This is a genomic window from Arthrobacter sp. Ha26, assembly GCF_059091705.1.
This window is the reverse complement of sequence record NZ_JBNHGX010000007.1, coordinates 57,653-78,726: the sequence shown is the minus strand read 5'-3', so window position 1 is coordinate 78,726 and position 21,074 is coordinate 57,653. Positions and strand designations below refer to the sequence as shown.

The following is a 21,074-nucleotide window of genomic DNA, read 5'->3' as shown; positions in this document are numbered from 1 at the left end:
TAGTTAGGGTCAAATTGACTATAACTGATTGTACGGGCAAGGAGGTCACGATTGCCAAATGTTTCTGCTGCCGGCCTCCCGGCGCTATCGCGGACCGTCCTCCTCTCGCAAGCAGAAAGCCGGGAGCTTGAAGCGGGTGCCCGGCAGCCCTCGATGCAGGCCGGGTGGCCCGAAGACGGTAAATTCGAGAGGTCCCACGAGGAGACCCCGTTCAAACCCCAAGAAGGTTCATCAGCCCATGACAACGAAGTCCATCGAAGCGCGCCCGGAAAGCCACCTGGGCCACAGCATGAAGCCCCGCCAGCTCACCATGATGGGCCTGGGCAGCGCGATCGGCGCAGGCCTCTTTTTGGGCTCCGGGGCTGGAGTGCAGGCGGCCGGCCCGGCCGTGCTCGTCTCCTACCTGGTGGCAGGCACGCTGATTATCCTGGTGATGTGGGCGCTGGGCGAAATGGCTGCCGCCAACCCGGACAGCGGCGCCTTCTCCGTCTACGCCGAACGCGCGCTCGGAAGGACGGCCGGGGCCACCATTGGCTGGCTGTGGTGGCTGCAGCTGGTGGTGGTGATTGCCGCTGAGGCCCTCGGCGCGGCCGGGCTCCTCTTTACCGTGTGGCCGGTGGTCCCCGTGTGGGCGCTCGCGCTGATCTTTATGGTGGTGTTCACCGCCATCAACCTGGCAGGGGTCCGGAACTTCGGCGAGTTCGAATTCTGGTTCGCCATCCTCAAAGTGGCGGCCATCGTGCTCTTCCTGGCGATCGGTGCCGCCCTCCTCCTGGGCCTGCTGCCCGAAGTGCCATCTCCCAGGCTTGGAAACCTGACATCGGATTTCGCCCCTGCAGGACTGGGCGGGATCGCGGCGGCCCTTTTTGTGGTCATCTTCGCCTTCGGCGGCACTGAGATTGTGTCTGTGGCAGCGGCTGAGACCGAAGACCCGGAACGCAGCGTGGGCACGGCCATCCGGACGGTGGTGTGGCGCATCCTGGTTTTCTACATCGGATCTGTGCTGGTGATCGCCGCAGTCCTGCCGGCCACCTCGGAAAGCCTGGCCTCACCCTTCGCCGGAGTCCTGGACGCTGCCCGCATCCCCGGTGCCGCCACGGCAATCACCCTGGTGGCCGTCGTCGCCCTTCTCTCCGCACTGAACGCCAACCTCTACGGAGCCTCGCGGATGGCCTATTCCCTCGCCGAGCGCGGCGAGGCCCCGAAGTTCCTGACCCGCCTGGGCGGCGCGAGCGTCCCGATGCTGGCCGTCGCGGTATCCGTCGCCTTCGGTTTTGTGGCCACTGTCCTGGAACTGCTGTTCCCGGAGCGCATCCTTCCCGCCCTGTTCCAGCTGGTGGGATCCACCTGCCTGGTGGTGTGGGGCAGCGCACTGGTCTCGCAACTGATCCTGCGCCGCCGGGCGGACCGGGACGGTACTGACCTGCCACTCAGGATGAAGGCCTTCCCTGCCCTGACCTACGTGGGGCTCGGCCTGCTGGGCTTGATCTTCGCCGTCGGATTCAGTGCCGAGGGCAGTCGCGTCCAGTTGTTCAGCACCTTTGGCCTGATCGCGGGAATCGCCCTTGCCTGTGCTGTAGGCGCCAGGCTCAGCAGCAGGACCCGGCAGCCCACGTAGGGAGCGCGACGTGCCGTTTTGACCGTTTGAAACGGCACTTAGCGTGGCACAGTTGGGGTGGGGCAGCGGAAAATCCCCTGCGGAAGCCGCCAGCCTGCCGGCAGGTAGAGTAATTCCCGAAGCACGAGGTTCGACGCGCGCCAGGTCCGCCTGGGCGCCGTAGTTGATGAGGACTGACACCATGAGCGGCAGGCACACCGGCGAGCAGCATTCGCACACTGTGGAGGGCACCGACCCCCAGCTGTATGTGGCGGTGCACGATCCGGCGGTGGACGCCGGCCTCCGGCCGGTCCTGCTGCTGCACGGCTTCTCCTCGTCCAGCAAGCTCAACTGGGAGGACACCGGCTGGCTCGCTGCGCTGCTTGAGGCCGGCCGCCGCGTCATTATGGTGGACCTTCCCGGGCATGGCCGAAGCGGCGCCCCGGAGGACCGTGACTCCTACTCCCCCAGCAGGATCCGCGCGGACCTGCTGCAGGTGGCGTTCGACGCCGGCGTGCGGCCTTTGCAGGCCGGTGATCCTGCCAGCGGGCTGGATATTGTGGGCTATTCCCTGGGTTCCCGGCTCGCCTGGGAGTTCGCCGCCACCCAGCCCGAGATGGTGCACCGGATTGTCCTGGGCGGGCCGAACATGGCGGACCCGCTGGCGGAGTTCGACCTGGTCGCAGCACAGGACTACCTGGCCGACGGCACTCCCATCGCCGATGGGTCAACGGCCAGCCTGCTCAAGATGGCGCTGCTGCTGCCCAGCAACAACATCTTTGCCCTGTTGTCCCTGGTGGAAGCCATCAAGGCCGAACCCTACGACCCCGCCGAAGCGGTCCCGCACGTGCCGATGCTGCTGGTGGCCGGTGACCAGGACGAGCGTGCCGGCAGTCTTCCGCAACTGGCGGAGCTGGCCAAGGGTGCCGGAGCCACGGCCGAACAGCTGACGCTGCCGGGCCGGAACCACACGAATGCGGTCACCAGCCGTGCCTTCAAGCAGGCAGCCATCTCGTTCCTCGCCGCCTGACCTCTGGTCTGGCCGGAATTTATTCCGGCCCGCCTGGCTTCCCCTCTCCTGCCTCCCGCTCCCCGGCGGTAGGCTGAAAGCGGGGGCTGGAACAGCCGGGAGGGCCACATGGATATGCGTTTCGAAGACCGCACCGAGGCCGGCGAGCGGCTGGCTGCAGTCCTGACGCAGTTCCGGGAGCGGCCCGGAACCATTGTCCTGGGCCTTGCCCGCGGTGGGATCCCCGTGGCGGCGGCAGCTGCCAAAGCCCTGTATCTTCCGCTCGGTGTTGTCCTGGTACGCAAGCTCGGGATTCCCGGCCATGAGGAAACAGCGTATGGGGCCTTGGCCTGGGCGCGCGGGCGTACCGTCCGCCTGATCAACAAACCATTGCTGGACCGGGTCCGGGAACATGGCGTGAGGCAGGAGCACCTGGATGCCGTGGAGCATCGCGAACGCGCGGAACTGCTGCGCCGCGTGGATCTCTACCCCGGAACCGACCAGGACATTTCAGGCAAGACCGTGGTGCTGATCGATGACGGACTGGCTACCGGTGCCACCATGAGGGCCGCCGTGGAAGCAGTCCGCGAGGGCGGCGCAGAGACGGTGGTGGCGGCCGCGCCCGTCGGTTCCATCGAAGCGGAGGCATCGGTGGAGCGGGTGTGCGACGCGCTGCTGTGCCTGCACCTGCCGGGCAAATTCCGTGCGGTGGGCAGTTTCTACCGGCACTTCGAACAGCTGAGCGATGACGACGCCATCAGCTTCCTGAAGCAGTAGCCGTTCTTAAAGGCGGCGGGCCCGGACCAATGAGGTCCGGGCCGCCGTCGTTAGGGGAACGGTGGTGGGCCCACGCCGTCAGGGTTCCCTGGCCGAAGCGGAGCGAGGCTAGGGGGACGGTGGTGGGCCCACGCCGTCAGGGTTCCCTGGCCGAAGCGGAGCGAGGCTAGGGGGACGGTGGGGATCAGTGGTGGCTGACGCCCAGCGGCCGGCCCTTGGTTTCCTTGGCCAGCAGCACGCCGATGGCCGAGATGACGCACAGCACCATGATGTAGATGCCGATGGCCCCGGCCCACTTGGTGGTCTGCAGCAGCGTTTCGGCGATGGTTGCGGCGAAAGCACCTCCGAGAATGGCGCCGAAGGCATAGCCGATGGAAATGCCGGAGTACCTGACATTGGCCGGGAACATCTCGGCGTACATGGCGGACATCGGGCCGTACGACAGTCCAAGGCCGATGGTCAGGACGAACAGGGCCATACCGTAGAGCCAGATGTTCCTGGTGTCGATCAGGGCAAACATCGGAATCATCCAGGCGAAGACAATTGCGTAGCCGGTGAGGAAGGTCTTGACCCGGCCGATGCGGTCCGACAGCCAGCCACCCGCCAGCGTGAAGATCAGCCAACCAAAGGAGGCCAGCGTGGTGGCGAGGAGTACCTGCGGCGTCGGCATCTGCAGCGTACGGGTGGCGTAGGCGATGAAGAAAGCGATCAGCAGGTACCCGGCAGCATTGTTGCCGATGAAGATCATGGTCGAGTACAGGACCGGCTTCTTATGGCTGCGGACCAGTTCGCCCAGGGGCGCTTTGCTCTCCTCTTTCCGGGCCGCCATCTCCTGGAACACAGGGCTTTCGGCCACGGCGCGCCGGATCAGGTACCCCACCACGATGAGGACGATGGAGAGCAGGAAGGGCATCCGCCAGCCCCAGGCGGCGAAGTCTTCCTTGGACATGCCGCTGTTGAGGAAGAAGAGCAGGCCGGTGGCCAGGATCATGCCCACCGGCACACCAATCTGCGGGTAGGCGCCGAAGAGCCCGCGCTTGTTCAGGGGCGCGTGTTCCACGGCCATCAGTGCAGCGCCGCCCCACTCACCGCCGGCCGAGAAGCCCTGGATGACCCGGAGGAGGATCAGCAGGACAGGCGCCCAGGCGCCGATCTGGGCGTAGGTGGGGAGCATGCCGATGAGGGCGGTGGCGGCACCCATCATCACCAGCGTGAAGACGAGCATTGCCTTGCGGCCTAGCCGGTCCCCGAGGTGGCCGGCGACGACGGCGCCGAGCGGCCGGAACAGGAAGCTGATGCCGATCAGGGCGAAGGAGAGGATCTGGGCCAGGCCGGGGTTCGACTGGTTCAGCGGCGCCAGGAACAGGGGCGACAGCAGCGTTGCCGTCAGCTGGGCAAAGATGAAGAAGTCATACCATTCGATGGTGGTGCCGACCAGGGTGCCGGCCAGGACTTTGCGCTCCTCCCGCCGCGTGCTGGGACCGGAGAGTGTATCCACCTTGGAAGGTGTGGTCATTGAAACTCCATTGTTTATTGGCAGCGACGCTGCCAGGGACGCCTTCAGGATTACCGACAGAACGGTCAGTTAGTTAGTAGGGTACTACGAAAATGTGAGACAGGACACGCCTGGCGGGAATTTGCTTGTCGCAGGGCTTTTGCCGGGACTTGGCAGGCGCATAGGAGCGCGGCAGCAGCCCTCGATCGTGGTTCTGTATTTGAACTGACGCTTCGCTATCCGGACGGGCGGACCTAGGATGGACAGCATGACTTCCCCCGCTGCAGCCCCGGCCGGAGCCGCGCAGGCACAGGCTTCGCCTTCCCAGACGCTTTCGCGGGGCATCCGCGCTTTGGAAATCCTTGCTGCCGCGCCCGGCCCGCTGACCATTGCCGAACTTGCCGATGCCATGGGCGTCCATCGTTCGGTGGCCTACCGGATCCTTCGCACGCTGGAGGACCACTCGCTCCTGGTGCGCGACGACGCAGGGCGCGTCCAGCCGGGTCCGGGCCTGGCCGTCCTGGCCCGCGGCGTTTCGAGGAACCTTCAGAGCGCCGCCCTCCCTGAGCTCACGCACCTGGCCAACACGTGGGATATGACGGCGTTCGTGGCGCTCTGGGACCACCACGACTGCATCACCCTCGTCACCGTGGAGCCGCGGCACTCCAGCGCCACCGTCGCCCAGCATCCCGGCACGCGGCACCCCATCAATGCCGGGGCACCCGGCATCGCCATTCAGTCCGCCCTTACCGAGGCCGAGTGGGACCGCCTCGCCACAGGCATCCCCTACCGCCCGGAAGCCGCCGAGGCCCGCCGAGCCGGATACTCCGCCAGCCACGACGAAGTCATTGCCGGCGTTTCCTCACTGGCGGCACCGGTCCGGGTTCCGGGAGGCCGTCCGGCCGCGCTAGCCGTCGTATATATCCGCTCAGCCCACCAGCCCTCAGCAGTGGGCGCAGCGCTGGTGGAAAGTGCGGCCAGAATTGAACGCCAACTGGCTTGAGCACGGCCAGCTGGCTTTATGCGCGACGGCGTTGAAGTACGACGGCGGCCGCGGCGCCGAGCATTGCCAGCGCGGCTGCCGCGCAGGCAGGAACGAGGAATGCCGCGCCGTAACCATGGTCCTGGGCAAGCCGGCCGCCGACTGCCGAGCCGATCGCCGTTCCGGCCACGATTCCACTGGCCAGCGCAGTCATCACGGTTCCCAGCCGTCCGGCCGGAGCCACCACCCCGCCCACGGCAAAGACAGTAACCATTACCGGTCCCACCGGGATCCCAAGGATCAGCAGCACCGCCACCATTGACCCCAGCGACGCGGGCACCAGGAGGAGCACGGCCAGCGCCGCCATCAGAGCAGCAGACGCCACCCAACGCCAGGACAGGCTGAAACGTTGCGGCCAGTAGGCCACCGAGAGCGCCGCCGCCGCAGAGCTGAGTCCCATGACGGCGTACAGCAGTCCGGCGATTTCGGAACTCGCGTAGTGGGCCGAAAAGGAGCTCAACGCCGCCTGCGCGGAGCCGAAGAACGTGCCCATGCACACCATTGCAGCCACCGGAACGGCAACGGCAGCGGGCAACCTGCGCCGGGCCGCTTGCTGTCCAGCCGGCACAGCCTCACCTTGCCCTGCCGGCACCGCCGGGCGCCGAGTTGCCTTGACAGCCCGGTGGGTGCGGTGAGCTGCGAAGGCCGGCACCAGGGTGACTGTCATGGCTGCAGCCAACGCAAGCGGCAGCCAGGGTGCCAGAAGGCTGGCCAGGACTCCTACGAGGGCCGGGCCCAGGACGAAGGTGATTTCATCGGCAGTGCTCTCGTAGGACAGCGCGGTGTCCAGGTCGCGCTTGTTGTCCGGCGCGCTCCCCCGGGACGTCAGTGCCATCCACCGCACCCGCGCCAGCGGGCCCACCTGGGGGCAACTTGCCCCGGAGAGGAACGCGGCGGCCAGCACGCCGGCAGCAAAACTTCCGGCCGTCCCCATGACAGCGGCGGCAAGGATCAACGCCACCACGGCCGCTGTGTTAAGGGCTGCTGCGAAGAGCAAAACAGGACGCTGGCCGCGCCGGTCCGCCAGGGTTCCCAGGACCGGGGCGCCCAGGGCAGAACCGAGACCTACCGCGCCGGCAGCCGTGCCGCCAAGCGCGTAGGAGCCGCTGTTCGAGGTGACCAGTGTCAGGGTTCCCACCGTGAGCATGGCCAGGGGCAGGCGGGCGAAGAGGCCCAGGGGAATGAAACTTCGTCCGGCGAGTTGCGGAAGCCTGGCGAACCGGCCGCCGGAAACCCCGTCGCGGCTGCGGGAAGGGCTGTCTGTCTTGAAGGGTGAATCCCGTGCGGCGGGTGCGGAAGCATCCGGCGAAGACGAAGGCTGGTCAGGAGAAAGGGAGGTCGATGGTTTCAATCCGGGCTCGTTCAATCATGCGCATCGTCCCTCCTCCCGATGCGCCGAACCCGGTAACTGTCCAAGTATATCCGCTGTTCCGGGGAGCCGCCGGTCCCTTGATCCGATCCTTCCCGGCCGGTCAGACCGGGCCCTCCAGGGCGTCGGATATCCGCAGCGTGGAACCGTTGCGTCCCTTCAGAACCTGGAGCTGCATCCCGATCCGCTGCTTCATCTCCGCTACGTGGCTCACCAATCCCACTACCCGGCCGCCGTCGCGAAGGCCTTCGAGGGCGTCCATCACCTGCTCAAGGGACTGCTCGTCAAGGCTGCCGAACCCCTCATCAACAAAGAGCGTTTCGATCTCCACTCCGCCGGACTCCTGCTGGACAACGTCGGCCAGTCCCAGGGCGAGGGACAGCGAGGCCATAAAGGATTCGCCGCCGGAGAGCGTGGAGGTGTCGCGGCGGTGTCCGGTCCATTGATCCACCACCTCCAGGCCAAGCCCTGACTTGGCACCGCGTGCTGCTTTCGCATCAGTGTGCTGCAGGAGATAGCGGCCGTCGCTCATGGCCACCAGCCGTTCCGAGGCGGCCAGCGCCACCTGCTCCAGCCGCGCGGCCAGGACATAGCTGTTCAGGCTCATCCGGTACGTGTTCTCTCCCCGGCCGGCTGCCGCGTCCGCCAGCGCGGAGAGCATCCGGGCGTGCTCGGCAGGGCCGCGGGACGAGCCGGCAAGTTGTTGATAACTGGCGGCGATGGCATCCAACGACTCAAGGCAACGTGCTGCCAGGCCCACGGCAACATCAGCCTCGCGTGCCTCCTGCAGGGCAGCGGCGGCATCGGCCTGCAGGGCCGCGAGCCGCTGGTAGTCCATCTCGATCCCGGCGGCCGATTCCTCGAGGGCGAGCACAACCTCGTCCGAGGCGAAGAGTTCGGCAACCCGGGCGGCCTCGTCCTGGCCGGAGCGTATTTCCGTTTCCAGGGCAGCGGCGTCCTGGCTTGACAGCAAATGCGCGCGGGCTTCCTCCGCGGAAGCAAACCCGGCTTCCGGCAACGCCAGCTCCAGTTGTTCCCGGGCTTCGGCGGCCTGGGCCCTTGCCGTAACAAGCCCGTCCTGCGCCGCGACGGCTTTGTCCAGCATTGCCACCGCGCTTTCCAAAGCGCGCAACCGTTCGGAAAGGTTCCGGTGCCCTGCCCGCAGCCCCGCCAGTGCTTGGTCAAGCGACGATGACTCTTCAGCCAGGCCGGCAAGGGAGGACACAGCGGCCGAAAACTCTGCCTCAGCGCTGGCGCGAGCCGCGTGGGCGGCGGCGATGTCCGCTTCGAGGGCTTCAAGCCGCGACCGTGCTGCAGCCAGCTCCGTCACGGCCTGTTCGGCGTTGGCCGCGGCCAGCCGTGCTTCCTCAGCCGCGGTTACCGCCTCCTCCAGCGGCGTCCCGCCGCCTTGGCCGGCCAGGACCGCCACCAGTTGGCTTGCCTCGGCCAGCCGCTGGCTGATGCGTGCGAATTCGGCGTCCGCGGCTTCATACCGCTGGTGGGCTGCTTCCTCGACCTGTTCAAGTCCGGGACCGCCGGCGTCACCAATGGCGGGGGCGGGATGCTGCGCACTGCCGCACACCGGGCATTCTTCCCCTTCCACCAGCTTGGCTGCCAGTTCAGCAGCCGCATTGGCGAGCCGCTGCTCCCGCACATCGAGCCAGCGCTGTTTGGTCTCCAGCTGGTGTTCGCGTGACCGGTCGTGGTCCAGCTTGGCCGCATCCTGCGCTGCTACGGCCGCGCCGTAGCGGCGGACTACGTCCAGGAGTTCCGCCGCGGCGGTTGCTTCCTTCCCGCGCAGGGCAGCGGCGCCTGCCCGACCTTCAAGTGCCTCCAAACCGGAAGTGAGCCGGATCCGCTCGTCGAGAAGTTCCTCCACACGGCGCTCCAGGGCGGTGTTGGAGGCGCTGAGTTCCTGCTGCTTTGCCGTTAGTTGCCGGTGCTTTGACCGGATCACCTTCAGGCGGTCTTCGTCCGGAAGCCTCGCCTCCACAACAGCCAGGAGGGACCGGAGCCTGTTCAGTTCATCCGTGGCGTCGGGAACCAACGCGGGCCCTTCAGCCTCCAGCGAAGCATGGTGCGCGAACCCCAGTTCCAGCAGGGCGAGCTCCGGGTCTTCGTCGGCGGCCAGGCGAAGCAGGGTAAAGGCCGATTCCATGGCATCAGCGGCCCGCCGGACTTTCGCGGCCCCCGTGTCAACGTTGCGCAGTTGCCCGGCAAGAACTTCCGCCTGGCGGTGCCGGCCAAGGCGAAGGCGAAGGTTCTCCAGCTGAGGAAGGGCTTCCTGCACGGCTGCCTGCCTGGCTGTTGCTTCCTCCAGCCTGCGGTGGCGGTCACGGAGTGCGGTCTCTGCTTCGACGGCACGTATCCGTTCCTGGCTGGCCGCTTCCGCAGCCAGCGCCAGCTCCGAAAGTTCGCGCTTCCGTTCCGCCGCAGCCTCCTTCAGCCACTCAAGCCGCGCGGCCCTGGCGTCCGCCGGGTTTTTCGCCGGCGAAACATCCTCAGGTGGCCCAACGACCTCGCCCAGCTGCAAGGTGGCCGCTTCCGACTCCGCCCGCGCAGCCAGGAGTTCCAGTTGGCCGCTGAGGACGGCCACCTCCTCCTTTGCTGCCTGTGCCTGCCGGCTGAGTTCCTGCTCCACGGCCTCAAACCGCTCGGTGCCGAAAAGCTTCTGGAGTAGCTCCAGCCGGTCCGTGGCCTTAGAGCGCAGGAAGGCGGCGAAATCACCCTGGGGCAGCATCACCACCCGGGTGAATTGCTCGCGGTCCATTCCCAGCAGGGCGAGTATTTCTGCCCCCGCCTCGTCATTGCGCGCGGACTTCTCCACCCACGTTCCGTCCACGCGTTCTCGCAGGAGGGTCTTGGCCTGCTGGGTGGTGAAGCCGTTTTTTCCCCTGGCGCTGGGTTTGTCCCAGGCGGGCGACCGGGTGACCTCAAAGCGCCGGCCCTGGGCAGAGAATTCGCAACTCACCGCCGGTTCCTGGCTTGGCTCAGCGTGGTCGCTGCGGAGCCGTTTTCCGTCCTGGCGTGCTCCCGGCACTGAACCGTACAGGGCAAAGCAGATGGCGTCGAGCACGCTGGTTTTCCCCGCGCCGGTGGGCCCGTTGAGCAGGAACAGGCCATGCGCGCTCAGCGCGTCAAAGTCGATTTCCTCTGTACCGGCAAAGGGACCAAAGCCGGAGATGCGGAGGCGGTGGATCCTCACAGCGAGGCCTCCTGCAGCCGGATGTTTTCCAACGCGCCGGCGAGCGCGGCCTTTTCGGCCTCATCCGGGACGCGGCCGCGGACATGCTCAAGGAAGCCGCAGCACACGGCGAGGTCATCCGGTGCTTCAGCGAGCCTGCTGCTGTACGTGGAGGAGGTGCCGGCAGCGCCTCCCTGGGGATCGAAGCCCAGGACCAGGGTGTCCGGGAAACGTGCACGCAGCCGGTCCATGGCCCGGGCGGGACGCTGGGCGTCAGTCAGGGTGACCTGGCAGTAGGCGGTTTCGGCCCACGAATATTCGGGCGACTCGAGCAGTTCGGTCAAGGGGCCGCGGAGCACCGCCAAGGAGCGCGGGGCGTCCCAGAGGAGTTCCTGGACCCCCGCCACGCCCCCGGCCCCGATGTCGACGAGCCACGCGCCCTTTTGGTGCGTCGCTTCGGAGAAGGAGTATGCCAGCGGTGATCCGGAGTACCGGACGTGGGGTGAGAGGGACTGCCGCCCGTGCAGGTGGCCGAGTGCTGTGTAGCTAAAGCCCTCGAAGAGGTCCAGCGGAACTGCCCCCACACCACCAATGCTGAGGTCGCGTTCGCTGTCCGAGCTGATCCCGCCACTGGCGAAGGTGTGCGCCAACACCACAGAATTTACTGTGGCAGAAGCTGATCGCCGTTCAATGTCCTGCCGGATCAAGTCCGTTGCAGCCCGGGTTACCTCGAAGTGGCTGGCAGTCTGGACACCCAACTGTTCGGCCACAAGACGCGGCTCCAGCCAGGGAATGCCGTAAATGGCCACAACTGCCGCGTCACCGGCAGGAAGCAGCACGGGCTGGTCCAGGCTGTCCAGCCTGGTCCGCAGGTGGACCCCGCCGCGCTCCAGAAGGCGCGAGGCGAAGCCCAGCCGGATGGCGGAGTCATGGTTGCCGCTGGTCAGCACCACCTGCGCGCCCGCGGACGTCAGCCGGACCAGGGCATCGTCCAGGAGATGGACCACATCCACCCCCGGGAGCGCGCGATCGTAAACGTCGCCCGCGATGAGCACCACATCCACGGTGTGCCGGGCGACGGCGTCCACCAACTGGTCGACAAAGGCCCGCTGCGCATCCAGCATCCCGACCCCGTGGAAGGACCGGCCCAAATGCCAGTCCGATGTGTGAAGTAACCTCATGTTTCTACGCTATCGGCTGCCACTGACAGTTCCGGAAACCGCCGCAGCTGCCGCCACCCTGCACGGGTCAGCTGCGCTTGCCCTCGAAGAACTCCTGGGCTTCGTCCGCGTCGGTTGTTGTGCCGCTTGTGCCCGGTTTTGCTGCAGCGTCGTTGTTTGCTGCAGAGTCATTGTTTGCTGCAGCGTCATCGTCCGCCAGCGGCAGATCAGTCGGCACAGCCACCGCAGCTTCGTCGGCTGTGCCACCACGGTCATCCTCCACATCCGGGCCGGCCCCGAAGCTCCGGAACGCCAGCCCGGCGACCACCGCGCCCACCAAGGGAGCCGCCACAAAAACCCAAAGCTGCCCAACAGCCCAGCCCGAGCTGAATACCGCGGAGGCAATGGCCCTGGCAGGGTTGAAGGGCAGGTTGCCCACAGACAGTCCCAGCTGGAGGAGAACAGCGAAGGACAGTCCGACAGCAACAGGCGCAGCGCAACGCCAATTGTTCTCCGGGCGGGCTGTCCCAAGGAAGACGGCAGTGATGATTGCGGCTCCGATGATCTCCAGCAGCAGCACGGCCGCCAGCGGCGCTTGGATGATGGAGTGTTCGCCGAAGCCGGCGGTGACGGTGTCGAAGGCAGTCCGGCTGTCCGCGATCCCGGGCAAAGTGCTCAGGATTCCATACAGAGCGAGGGCAGCCACCAATCCCCCGGCCAGCTGGGCCAGGGCATAAGCCCCGGCCGCCCCCACCCGGATCCGGCCGGCCACCAGGTGTCCGGCGGTGATGGCCGGGTTGAAGTGGCCGCCCGAAACGTGCCCGAAAGCAAGCATGGCCGCGGTCACTGCCAGCCCGGCAGCAAGGGCGGCAGGGAGCGGGCTGGATTGAGGGATGCTGAACAGCGGGACGCCGAGCCCGGCAAGGGTCAGGAAGAAAGTGCCGAACGCCTCGGCCACCAGGCGTGGCATCAGCCGCAGCGGACCTGCAACAGGGCCGGATGGCTGAACTGCATCGTGACGGGCCGGGACGGGCGTGCTCATAGTGGTGGCCTTTGGGTAGTGGGACGCGGGAGTTGCCATCAGGCAACCCCACATTATTCCAGTGCAGCCTGTGCGTTCGCTGGAGAAGCAATACAAAGGACAGTGGTAAGCCATCGACAGCCCGCCGCCGGGGCAAGTGCTCCCGCCCGGGCGTCAGCAGGCCGCCGCGGCCACGGTAAATTTGCATCCATGAGTATTGCCCCGGACCCCTCCTCCCCCTCCCTCAAGTCCCGTATCCATGGCTGCCTGCTGGGCGGGGCGCTGGGTGATGCCCTGGGGTACGCGGTGGAGTTCGATTCAATCGAACATATCCGCGGCCGCTTCGGTGCTGCCGGCCTTACCGGATTCCATGCCCTCACCGGGCGGGGCCACTTCTCCGATGACACCCAGATGACCCTCTACACGGTGGACGGCCTGGTGGAGGCGCTGGAGTGGGCCAACTCGGGCGTCGGCGCGGACGTTAATGCCTGCCTGTGGCTCGCGTACCTGCGCTGGTTCGCCACGCAGGGCGAAACAGCACCGCCGTCGGCCCCTGTCCCCCAGCCGCGCTGGATTGATGCCCAGCCTGTGCTCCACCAGCGCCGGCATCCGGGCAAAGCCTGCCTCTCCGGGCTCGCCACGGGCGAAATGGGCACCTCCGCCCGGCCTGTGAATCCTGATTCGAAGGGCTGCGGGACCGTGATGCGGTCAGCTCCGTTCGGGCTTATCCCGCACATCACCCCGGACGCCGTCTACAAGCTCAGTTCCGACGCCGCGTCGCTCACCCACGGCCACCCGTCCGCCCGGCAGAGCGCGGGCACTTTCAGTCTCCTCATCCACCGCCTGGTGTCCGGCGACGGGCTCCGCGAAGCGGCAGCCGAAGCGCTGGCCCATACCGCAGGCCTCGCCGGCGTAGCCCCGGAGCTGCCGGAACGGCTGGAGGCTGCCCTCCGGCTGGCGGGCAAGGGCACGGTGACGTCCGAGGAAATGGTCGATGCACTTGGCGAGGGCTGGGTCGCCGAAGAAGCCCTCGCCGTCGCGCTTTACGCCGTACTGGCCACCCTTCCGGACGCTGTCCCCGCAGAACCCGCGCAGCACTTCCGCGCTGCCGTAGCCCTGGCGGTCAACCACAGCGGCGACAGCGATTCCACCGGTTCGATCGCCGGAAACATCCTCGGCGCCTTCTACGGAGAGGCCTGCCTGCCTCCCGAATGGCTTGCGGCGCTGGAAGGACCGGGCGTTATCCGGGGCATGGCAGACCTGCTGGTGAAGGTCACAACCGGCGAAGGCTGATGTTGTTGCAAGCCTCGCAGACGTCCTCCGGAATCAGTCCGCGCCGCTGCAGGAATCCAAAGATCACGCAGCCCAGGCAAAAGCCTGCGAACGCTTCAAGGGACGCCGCAACGATCAGGATTCCCAGCACCACCCAGGCGGCCGGGGCAGCGCCTGCCGCGAACAGGGCGAGGGCCGCAGTCGACACCACCGCCCCCATGCCCTGGGCGAAACGCTTGGGCGGCCCGGGAACCAGTTTCACCCGGCCCAGCCGCGGGGTGATGACTTTCACGGACAGCAGCGCCAGCGGCGAGACCCGTGGTCCGAACAGCACACGGAGCCAGAACCCCGCAGCGACTGCCAGGAGGCCCCAGCCTGACCCTGCGGCTGCTGTCGCGAGCCCCAGCACAACTACCAGCGCGGCCGTCACGCGGGCGGCGTACTCGTTCACGGGGTTGGGGAAGGCAAACACCTGGCGCATGAGGCAAGGCTAGGGGCGGCCGACGCCGGGCGGTAGGTTTGTTGCGCCGCGTGACTGTGTGCGCAGCCCCTTAGGCGCTGACGGCGGCGGGGAAGCTGCCCACCATCTGCAGGAACTCACCCTCGGAGAGAACCTCGATGGCCTGCCCCCGCTCGTGGAGTTCCAGCACCCGGCGCGCCTTGCCGGTCAGCCGTCCCGAGCGGAGGTCAGAGGCCATAAAGCCGTCCCCCACCACCAGGACAGTGGTGCGCCCGGTGACCCGGCTCTCCGGCCTGGCACCGAATTCTGCGGACCGCTGCTTCGCTTCGGGCCTGCCCATGGACAGCTGGCCGGTGAAAACAACTGTCTGGCCATAGAGCGGGTGGCCGGGCTCTGCGAGCGGATTGGGTTCGGGGTTTGCTCCCTCTTCCGGCCAGCCGCCCTGGAAGGACCGCACCAGCCCCGCCCCGCTGCCGGCCGCACTGGACAGCGCGGCCAGACTGGCCTTGGAGAGGATGTCGCGGGCGGGGTCGAACGCCTCCTGGCGGGGCATCACCAGCCCCAGCGACAGGTAGAGTTCGGCGATGCTGTTGGCCCCGTTGCGGCCCGCAATGTCGACCAGGATTCCGGCGCAGGCACGGGCGTCTTCGGCGGCGTCATGGTGATTTACCAGCGGAACCCCCGCCTCCTCCGCGGCAAAGGGCAGGGAATTGGAGACGAGCGAGTAGCAGCGCCGGGACAGCATCACGGTGCAGACGTAGTCGTAGGCCGGACCGGGGAGCCCGGACACCTCCAGTCCCGAGCGGATCACACCGAGGTCGAAAGCAGCGTTGTGCGCGGCAAGGATGTCATCGCCGATGAAAGCGCCGATCTCCGGGAAGAGCTCTCCAAAGCGGGGCCTGCCTGCAACGTCCGCGGCAGTGATGCCATGGATGCGGGTGTTGTGGTAGTCAAAATGGTCGTGGCTGGCCGGCGGGCGCATCAGCCAGGAGGCTTCCTCCACCACTTTGCCGCCCCGGACTTTCGTCAGGCCCACGGAGCAGGGAGAACCCCGAAATCCGTTCGCAGTCTCGAAGTCGATCGCCGTAAAGTCCAAACCCACGGCCCCACCTTACCGCCGGAGGTGATCCTTCCCGTGTCACCCGCGGGGGCCTGTCACGGATATCACGCGTTCGGCCCTGCCGGGGAATATCACTTCGCCGCCCACCCCCATCGGCCACCGGCGGGAAGAGGCACGTCAAGTACCCTTGAGGAGTGAACTTTCCTGTGATGAACGACTTCGCTGTGTCCATACTGGGCGGTGCGGGACCGGTGCAGCCACAGCTGGCCTCCTTCCTGCCCGACTGGCTGAATCCCCAGGTCTTCCTGGCTGATCCTGCCCTGGCCCCATGGGTGGTCCTGCTGGTATGCGGCATCGTCTTCGCGGAAACGGGGCTGCTGGTGGGTTTCTTCCTGCCGGGCGACTCGATGCTGTTCACTGCAGGCCTCCTCGTGGCCACGGACACCATCAAGTTCAACGTCTGGCTCCTGGCGCTGCTGATTGTTGTGTCTGCCATCGTGGGCAACCAGACCGGCTACCTGATCGGGTCCAAAGCCGGTCCGGCCATCTTCAACAAGCCCAATTCACGCCTCTTCAAGCGCGAAAATGTTGAGAACGCCCACGCCTTCTTCGAAAAGCACGGCGGCAAAGCACTGATCCTTGCCCGCTTCGTCCCGATCATCAGGACCTTCGTTCCGGTGATCGTGGGTGTTGCGCAGATGAGCAAGAAGAAGTTCTTCCTCTACAACGTCATTGGGGCTTTTCTGTGGGGCGGCGGCGTGACCCTCCTGGGGTACCTGCTGGGCGACCGCATCCCGTGGGTCCGCGACAACCTGGACATTATCTTTATTGCCATCGTGCTGCTCTCGGTGGTGCCCATCGGCATTGAGGCCCTGCGCGGCATGTCCGCCAAGCGGCAGGCCGCCGCCTACGGCACGGACCCCGTGGACGAGTTCATTGAAGAACACGTGCCCGAGGACGAGCACAAGACTTCCCGCCATGTTAAGGGAACCCGGCCCGAGTAGAAGCGGGACTTCCCAGGCACAAGAAAGGGTGCGCTCCAGGCTTCGGACTGGAGCGCACCCCTCTTTGTCTGCGCCTGCCGGGCCTTTGTCTGCGAACGTGCCGGTCCCCGCTCAGCAGTCCTGCAAGGCCTCGACGATGGCCGGCAGGAGCGCCCGGAACGCCTTGCCGCGGTGGCTGATGGCGTTCTTCTCGTCGGCGGACAGTTCCGCACAGCTGCGGCTCTCCCCCACAGGCTGCAGCACGGGGTCGTAGCCGAAACCGCCGTCGCCGCGGGGCTCGCGCAGGAGCACGCCCTCCAGCTGCCCGTACTCCACCACTACGCGCCCGGAGTCCCCGTCCGCCCCCGGCACCGCCAGGGCCGCCGCGCAGACAAATGCGGCGCCGCGGTGGGCCTCCGGGACGTCGGAGAGCTGGTTGAGCAGGAGCTGCAGGTTGGCGGCGTCGTCGCCGTGTTTCCCGGCCCACCGGGCTGAGAAAATGCCGGGTGCCCCGCCCATCACGTCAACCGCGAGCCCGGAGTCATCCGCTATGGCCACAAGGCCTGTTGCTTCTGCGACAGCACGAGCCTTCAATAGGGAATTCTCGGCGAACGTCACGCCTGTTTCGACGACGTCGGGGGCACCTGCCGCGGCGGCATCCACCACCTGCGTGTCGACGTCGAGCCCCGGCACCTGCCCACGCAGGAGTTCACGCAGCTCCCGCAGCTTGCCCTTGTTATGCGTGGCAAGGACCAGGCGCGGGGTTGTCCCCTGCCCGGGGGCGGCGCCTGCCGCACTCACAGGGTGTCTGCCAGGGTTTCGCGTTGGATGGCCGCAAGCTGGGTGGTGCCGAGCAGGGCCAGGTCCAGGAGCTGGTCCAGTTCCGCGCGGTCGAAGGGCGCACCTTCGGCGGTCCCCTGGACTTCCACGAACTTGCCGGAGCCGGTGACTACCACGTTCATGTCTGTTTCCGCCCGGACATCCTCAACGTAAGGCAGGTCCAGCATGGGAACGCCGTCAATGATGCCCACCGACACCGCGGCGATGGTGTCGATGAGGGGCTGGGCGTTCTTCGCGATCAGCTTGTTGTCGCGGGCGAACCTGATGGCGTCCGCGAGGGCAACGTAGGCTCCGGTGATGGCTGCGGTCCGGGTTCCGCCGTCCGCCTGCAGTACATCGCAGTCCAGCACGATGGTGTTTTCGCCAAGGGCTTTGGTGTCGATGATGGAGCGCAGGGAGCGGCCAATGAGCCGGGAGATCTCGTGCGTGCGGCCGCCGATTTTGCCCTTGACGGACTCGCGGTCGGACCGGGTGTTGGTGGCGCGCGGCAGCATGGCGTACTCGGCGGTCACCCACCCCCGGCCCTCGCCCTTAAGCCAGCGCGGCACGCCTGCGGTGAGGGAAGCCGTGCACAGGACCCGGGTGTTGCCGAATTCGATCAGGGCCGATCCCTCAGCCTGGTTGGACCAGCCACGTGTGATGCTGATGGGCCGGAGCTGGTCCGGGGCGCGGCCGTCGGCGCGCACGATGGGCACTGCAGTTGCTTCAGAAGTCATGCCTTTAGCTTATCGACTGCGCGAGCACGGCAGAGCCGGGAATCAGATGGTGTAATGCACCCCGGCGACGGCCACGGCAACGTCACCGGGAAACACCGGGCGGGCCTCCGCCATCACGGTGGTTTGTGACGTCCACACCGGAATGTGCGTGAGCAGGAGCCGGCGGGCCCCGGCCGCGGCGGCCGCTTCGCCGGCACGCTTGCCGGTCAGGTGGACGTCCTTGATGCCGTTATCCCGGCCTTCTTCAAAGGCTGCTTCACACAGGAACAGGTCAGCATCTTTGGCAGCCTCCTCCAGGCCCGCACAGGAATCCGTATCACCGGAGTACGTCAGGGTCTTGGAAATGCGGTTGCCTTCCTTATCCGGCTCCACCACTTCCACCCGGAGGGCGTACGCCTCCTCCACGGGATGGTTCACGGCGAACGGGGTTACAGTGAAGGGTCCCACGGTGACCGGCTCGCGCTCGGCCCAGTTGGTGAAATCGAATTCCTCGTGCATGCCCGGGTCCAGTTCCAGGCCGTACGCGGTGGCCATCCGGTCTGCCGTGGCCGCCGGACCCCACACCGGAATCCGTCCCCGTCCCCAGCCGCCCGGCTTCCAGCGGACGGCCACGTGCAGGCCGCAGAGGTCCATGCAGTGGTCGGGGTGCAGGTGGGTGAGGAAGATCGCGTCAATGTCTTCAAGGTCGGTGTACCGCTGGATTGCTCCCAATGCCCCGCTGCCCAGGTCCATGACCACTTTCCAGGTCCGCTCGCCGTCGTTGGCGGTCAGGAGGTAGCACGACGCCGGAGAACCCGGCCCGGGGAAGGACCCGGTACAACCGACGATGGTGAGCTTCACTGGCCGGAACCCCCGGTGACGGAGCTGCCAACAAAATTGGAGATCCGCTGGCGGGTCCCGCCGGCCCGCGCGGCTGCGATCATTTCCGGGGTGATGCGGGCCAGGCTGCCGGTGGGGTACTGGGCCGCCACATGGTCAACGTGCCGGACCGAGAGTACTTCGGGGCCCAGGAACCGGCGGGCCAGCGCCTCGAACTGGGCGGCGTCTCCGGTGGCTACGAAGTGGTGTTCGGGCGGCGTGGCCCCCGTGCGCTGCAGGTCGTGGGTGACGAGGGCCCGGTAGACGTCCTTGGCGGTTTCCTCAGCACTGGACACCAGGGTCACGTCCGCGCCCATGACGTAGGAGATAACACCGGTCAGCAGCGGGTAGTGGGTGCATCCCAGCACGACGGTGTCCACCCCCGCGGCCTTGAGCGGGGCCAGGTATTCCTCCGCGACAGCCAGCAGGGCGGGGCCGGTGGTAATCCCCGCCTCCACGTAACTGACGAACTCCGGGCATGCCACCGACGTGATGTGCAGGTCCGGGGCGGCCGCGAAAGTGTCCTCGTAGGCCCGGGATCCCACAGTGGCGGATGTTCCGATCACACCCACCCGTCCACTGCGCGTCGCCGCGACGGCACGCCGCACCGCCGGCTGGATGACCTCGATGACAGGGATGCCGTACTTCGCCGTATACCTCTCCCGGGCGTCGCGCAGCACCGCGGCCGACGCCGAGTTGCAGGCTATGGTGAGCAGCTTGACGCCGGAGTCCACCAGTTCGTCCATCACACCGAGTGCGTTGGCCCGGACTTCCGCGATGGGCAGCGGACCATACGGGCCGTGAGCGGTGTCCCCTACATAGAGGATGGACTCGTTGGGGAGCTGGTCGATGATGGAGCGGGCCACCGTAAGGCCGCCCACCCCGGAATCGAAGACACCGATGGGCCGTGATTCCACGGCGGCGGCCGGCAGGTCGCTGGCTTCGGACCCTGCCGCTTCTGCTGGCGGATCCATGCTCGAGGCTGTTGTCATGATTATTCGAGGATAGGTCTTCCCCGGAGCCTCAGCCATCATGTTGTGGCCTGCGACTCATGTCGAATTTGTCACACGGCTCACACGGAAGGCCGCGGCCACGGCTCAACGGCGGCTGTCCAGCGACTGCAGCATGGCCTGGACCAGCGATTCCTGGAGCCAGGTGGCGAAGTTGTAGACCAGTGCCAGGTAGCTCTCCACGTCCTCGGCCTGGGACCAGTCCTGCATCAGGTGGACGTGCTCGGCGTCCTCTTCGTCCTGGATATCCAGGCGTTCGGCCAAGACCAGCCGGACGTCGTTCAGGGCCATCGACCAGTGCCGGGCACCGTCGGCCGTGAGCACGATCTCGTCCTTGTCCAGGTCCAGCGCTGCAGCGCGAAGCGCACCGATTTTTGTCTCCCGCAAGGACCGCTCGGTGAGCTGGCGGAACTCAAGGGACGCGGCGTCGTCGTTCTTCATGACATTGGGAAGGAGCCGCTTCACGGCCCTGTCAGAGGGTTCGGCAACGTCCATGTCCAGGCCGATCATGGCGGCCAGGGGGTCCTGGCCCTTCCGTTCCTCCGGCTGGAGCATGGAAATGACGTCGTCGATGAGGCTGCGCAACAGCTCCCGCTCGGTGGGCTCGAGGTAGCCGGTGATGCCTTTGAGCCCGTACTTAAACGCCTTAGCCACGCTTCCCCTTACCCTGTCCCGGTCCGCCGGACTTGCCCGAATGGCCGCCCGATCCGCCGCTGGCCTTCTCCACCGTGGCCCACAGCCCGAAGCCGTGCATGGCCACCGCGTGCCGCTCCACCTGTTCCTTGCTGCCGCTGGCAACAATGGAGCGGCCCTTTTTGTGGACCTCCATCATGAGCTTGTTCGCTTTGGTTTCCGAGTAGCCGAAGTAGCTTTGGAACACGTAGCTGACATAGCTCATGAGATTTACGGGGTCATTCCAGATCACCAGGTTCCAGGGGATGTCCGGTGCGGCCAGGAAGTCTGTGGACTCCTCCGTGCCGGTCCGGGTGCCCTCTTGCGTGTCAGGGCCGAGCGCAACGCTTAAGGTCATCTGTCCATTCTATGGGGAGGACGGGCCCACGCCGGCGAGGGCCCCGCGGCGAAGCGGAGCAAGACGTGGGCGCCGGTGGGTGGGCCCACGCCGGCAAGGGCCCCGCGGCGAAGCGGAGCAAGACGTGGGCGCCGGTGGGTGGGCCCACGCCGGCGAGGGCCCCGCGGCGAAGCGGAGCAAGACGTGGGCGC

General features: G+C 66.8%; 19 protein-coding genes. 6 read left to right on the top strand and 13 right to left on the bottom strand.

Annotated features, from left to right (window positions below; all coding sequences use genetic code 11):
- Window positions 1–238 precede the first annotated feature (238 nt).
- The 3 genes from AC5RVY_RS16070 (at window position 239) to AC5RVY_RS16060 (ending at window position 3,383) form a co-directional block, all read left to right on the top strand.
- Complete coding sequence (locus AC5RVY_RS16070) at window positions 239–1,618, top strand: amino acid permease (protein WP_493955705.1); 1,380 nt, start codon at window positions 239–241, stop codon at window positions 1,616–1,618.
- A 181-nt stretch (window positions 1,619–1,799) separates the two neighbouring features.
- Window positions 1,800–2,627, top strand: a complete 828-nt coding sequence (locus tag AC5RVY_RS16065) for an alpha/beta fold hydrolase (RefSeq protein WP_493955704.1) — start codon at window positions 1,800–1,802, stop codon at window positions 2,625–2,627.
- 108 nt (window positions 2,628–2,735) lie between these two features.
- Window positions 2,736–3,383: a phosphoribosyltransferase gene (locus tag AC5RVY_RS16060; RefSeq protein WP_493955703.1), complete on the top strand. Its 648-nt coding sequence runs from the start codon at window positions 2,736–2,738 to the stop codon at window positions 3,381–3,383.
- 184 nt (window positions 3,384–3,567) lie between these two features.
- On the opposite strand, the gene AC5RVY_RS16055 is transcribed toward AC5RVY_RS16060, so the two are convergent.
- Entirely contained in the window at window positions 3,568–4,899 is a 1,332-nt protein-coding gene (locus tag AC5RVY_RS16055) for an MFS transporter (protein ID WP_493955702.1), read from the bottom strand.
- Between the two features lie 247 nt (window positions 4,900–5,146).
- Between AC5RVY_RS16055 and AC5RVY_RS16050 the strand changes: the two genes are divergently transcribed.
- Complete coding sequence (locus tag AC5RVY_RS16050) at window positions 5,147–5,881, top strand: IclR family transcriptional regulator (RefSeq protein ID WP_493955701.1); 735 nt, start codon at window positions 5,147–5,149, stop codon at window positions 5,879–5,881.
- 16 nt (window positions 5,882–5,897) lie between these two features.
- Here the strand turns inward: AC5RVY_RS16050 and AC5RVY_RS16045 are convergent, their stop codons facing one another.
- From AC5RVY_RS16045 to AC5RVY_RS16030, 4 genes are all read right to left on the bottom strand, one after another.
- A complete protein-coding gene (locus AC5RVY_RS16045) occupies window positions 5,898–7,271 on the bottom strand; it encodes an MFS transporter (protein WP_493955700.1) in 1,374 nt (457 codons plus the stop codon).
- Between the two features lie 121 nt (window positions 7,272–7,392).
- Window positions 7,393–10,494 (bottom strand): AAA family ATPase, encoded by a 3,102-nt coding sequence (locus tag AC5RVY_RS16040; RefSeq protein ID WP_493955699.1) that lies wholly within the window; start codon window positions 10,492–10,494, stop codon window positions 7,393–7,395.
- Entirely contained in the window at window positions 10,491–11,654 is a 1,164-nt protein-coding gene (locus tag AC5RVY_RS16035) for an exonuclease SbcCD subunit D (protein ID WP_493955698.1), read from the bottom strand. Before AC5RVY_RS16035 ends, AC5RVY_RS16040 begins: the two co-directional genes overlap by 4 nt.
- A 67-nt stretch (window positions 11,655–11,721) precedes the next feature.
- Complete coding sequence (locus AC5RVY_RS16030; protein WP_493955697.1) at window positions 11,722–12,675, bottom strand: MIP/aquaporin family protein; 954 nt, start codon at window positions 12,673–12,675, stop codon at window positions 11,722–11,724.
- A 189-nt stretch (window positions 12,676–12,864) separates the two neighbouring features.
- On the opposite strand from AC5RVY_RS16030, the gene AC5RVY_RS16025 reads away from it, so the two are divergent.
- Window positions 12,865–13,947: an ADP-ribosylglycohydrolase family protein gene (locus tag AC5RVY_RS16025; RefSeq protein WP_493955696.1), complete on the top strand. Its 1,083-nt coding sequence runs from the start codon at window positions 12,865–12,867 to the stop codon at window positions 13,945–13,947.
- Here AC5RVY_RS16025 and AC5RVY_RS16020 read toward each other — a convergent pair.
- Both AC5RVY_RS16020 and AC5RVY_RS16015 read right to left on the bottom strand, forming a co-directional pair.
- Window positions 13,928–14,407 (bottom strand): DUF4395 domain-containing protein, encoded by a 480-nt coding sequence (locus AC5RVY_RS16020; protein ID WP_493955695.1) that lies wholly within the window; start codon window positions 14,405–14,407, stop codon window positions 13,928–13,930. The genes AC5RVY_RS16025 and AC5RVY_RS16020 overlap by 20 nt on opposite strands.
- A 70-nt stretch (window positions 14,408–14,477) precedes the next feature.
- Entirely contained in the window at window positions 14,478–15,488 is a 1,011-nt protein-coding gene (locus AC5RVY_RS16015) for a 3'-5' exonuclease (RefSeq protein ID WP_493955694.1), read from the bottom strand.
- Between the two features lie 167 nt (window positions 15,489–15,655).
- Here AC5RVY_RS16015 and AC5RVY_RS16010 point away from each other — a divergent pair, with 167 nt between their 5' ends.
- Window positions 15,656–16,450, top strand: coding sequence for a DedA family protein (locus AC5RVY_RS16010; protein ID WP_493955836.1), 795 nt, complete (start codon window positions 15,656–15,658; stop codon window positions 16,448–16,450).
- A 111-nt stretch (window positions 16,451–16,561) separates the two neighbouring features.
- On the opposite strand, the gene rdgB is transcribed toward AC5RVY_RS16010, so the two are convergent.
- The 6 genes from rdgB to clpS all read right to left on the bottom strand — a co-directional run bounded on the left by rdgB (window position 16,562) and on the right by clpS (window position 20,883).
- Complete coding sequence (gene rdgB / locus AC5RVY_RS16005; RefSeq protein ID WP_493955693.1) at window positions 16,562–17,230, bottom strand: RdgB/HAM1 family non-canonical purine NTP pyrophosphatase; 669 nt, start codon at window positions 17,228–17,230, stop codon at window positions 16,562–16,564.
- Complete coding sequence (rph, locus tag AC5RVY_RS16000; RefSeq protein ID WP_493955692.1) at window positions 17,227–17,985, bottom strand: ribonuclease PH; 759 nt, start codon at window positions 17,983–17,985, stop codon at window positions 17,227–17,229. The genes rdgB and rph overlap by 4 nt, the downstream gene beginning before the upstream one ends.
- A 42-nt stretch (window positions 17,986–18,027) precedes the next feature.
- Window positions 18,028–18,825: an MBL fold metallo-hydrolase gene (locus tag AC5RVY_RS15995; RefSeq protein ID WP_493955691.1), complete on the bottom strand. Its 798-nt coding sequence runs from the start codon at window positions 18,823–18,825 to the stop codon at window positions 18,028–18,030.
- The gene (gene murI, locus AC5RVY_RS15990) at window positions 18,822–19,817 is read right to left on the bottom strand and encodes a glutamate racemase (protein ID WP_493955835.1); all 996 of its coding nucleotides are present in this window, start codon (window positions 19,815–19,817) and stop codon (window positions 18,822–18,824) included. The genes AC5RVY_RS15995 and murI overlap by 4 nt, the downstream gene beginning before the upstream one ends.
- 123 nt (window positions 19,818–19,940) lie before the next feature.
- Window positions 19,941–20,507, bottom strand: coding sequence for a DUF2017 domain-containing protein (locus tag AC5RVY_RS15985; protein ID WP_493955690.1), 567 nt, complete (start codon window positions 20,505–20,507; stop codon window positions 19,941–19,943).
- Entirely contained in the window at window positions 20,500–20,883 is a 384-nt protein-coding gene (clpS, locus tag AC5RVY_RS15980; RefSeq protein WP_493955689.1) for an ATP-dependent Clp protease adapter ClpS, read from the bottom strand. The genes AC5RVY_RS15985 and clpS overlap by 8 nt, the downstream gene beginning before the upstream one ends.
- Window positions 20,884–21,074 lie beyond the last annotated feature (191 nt).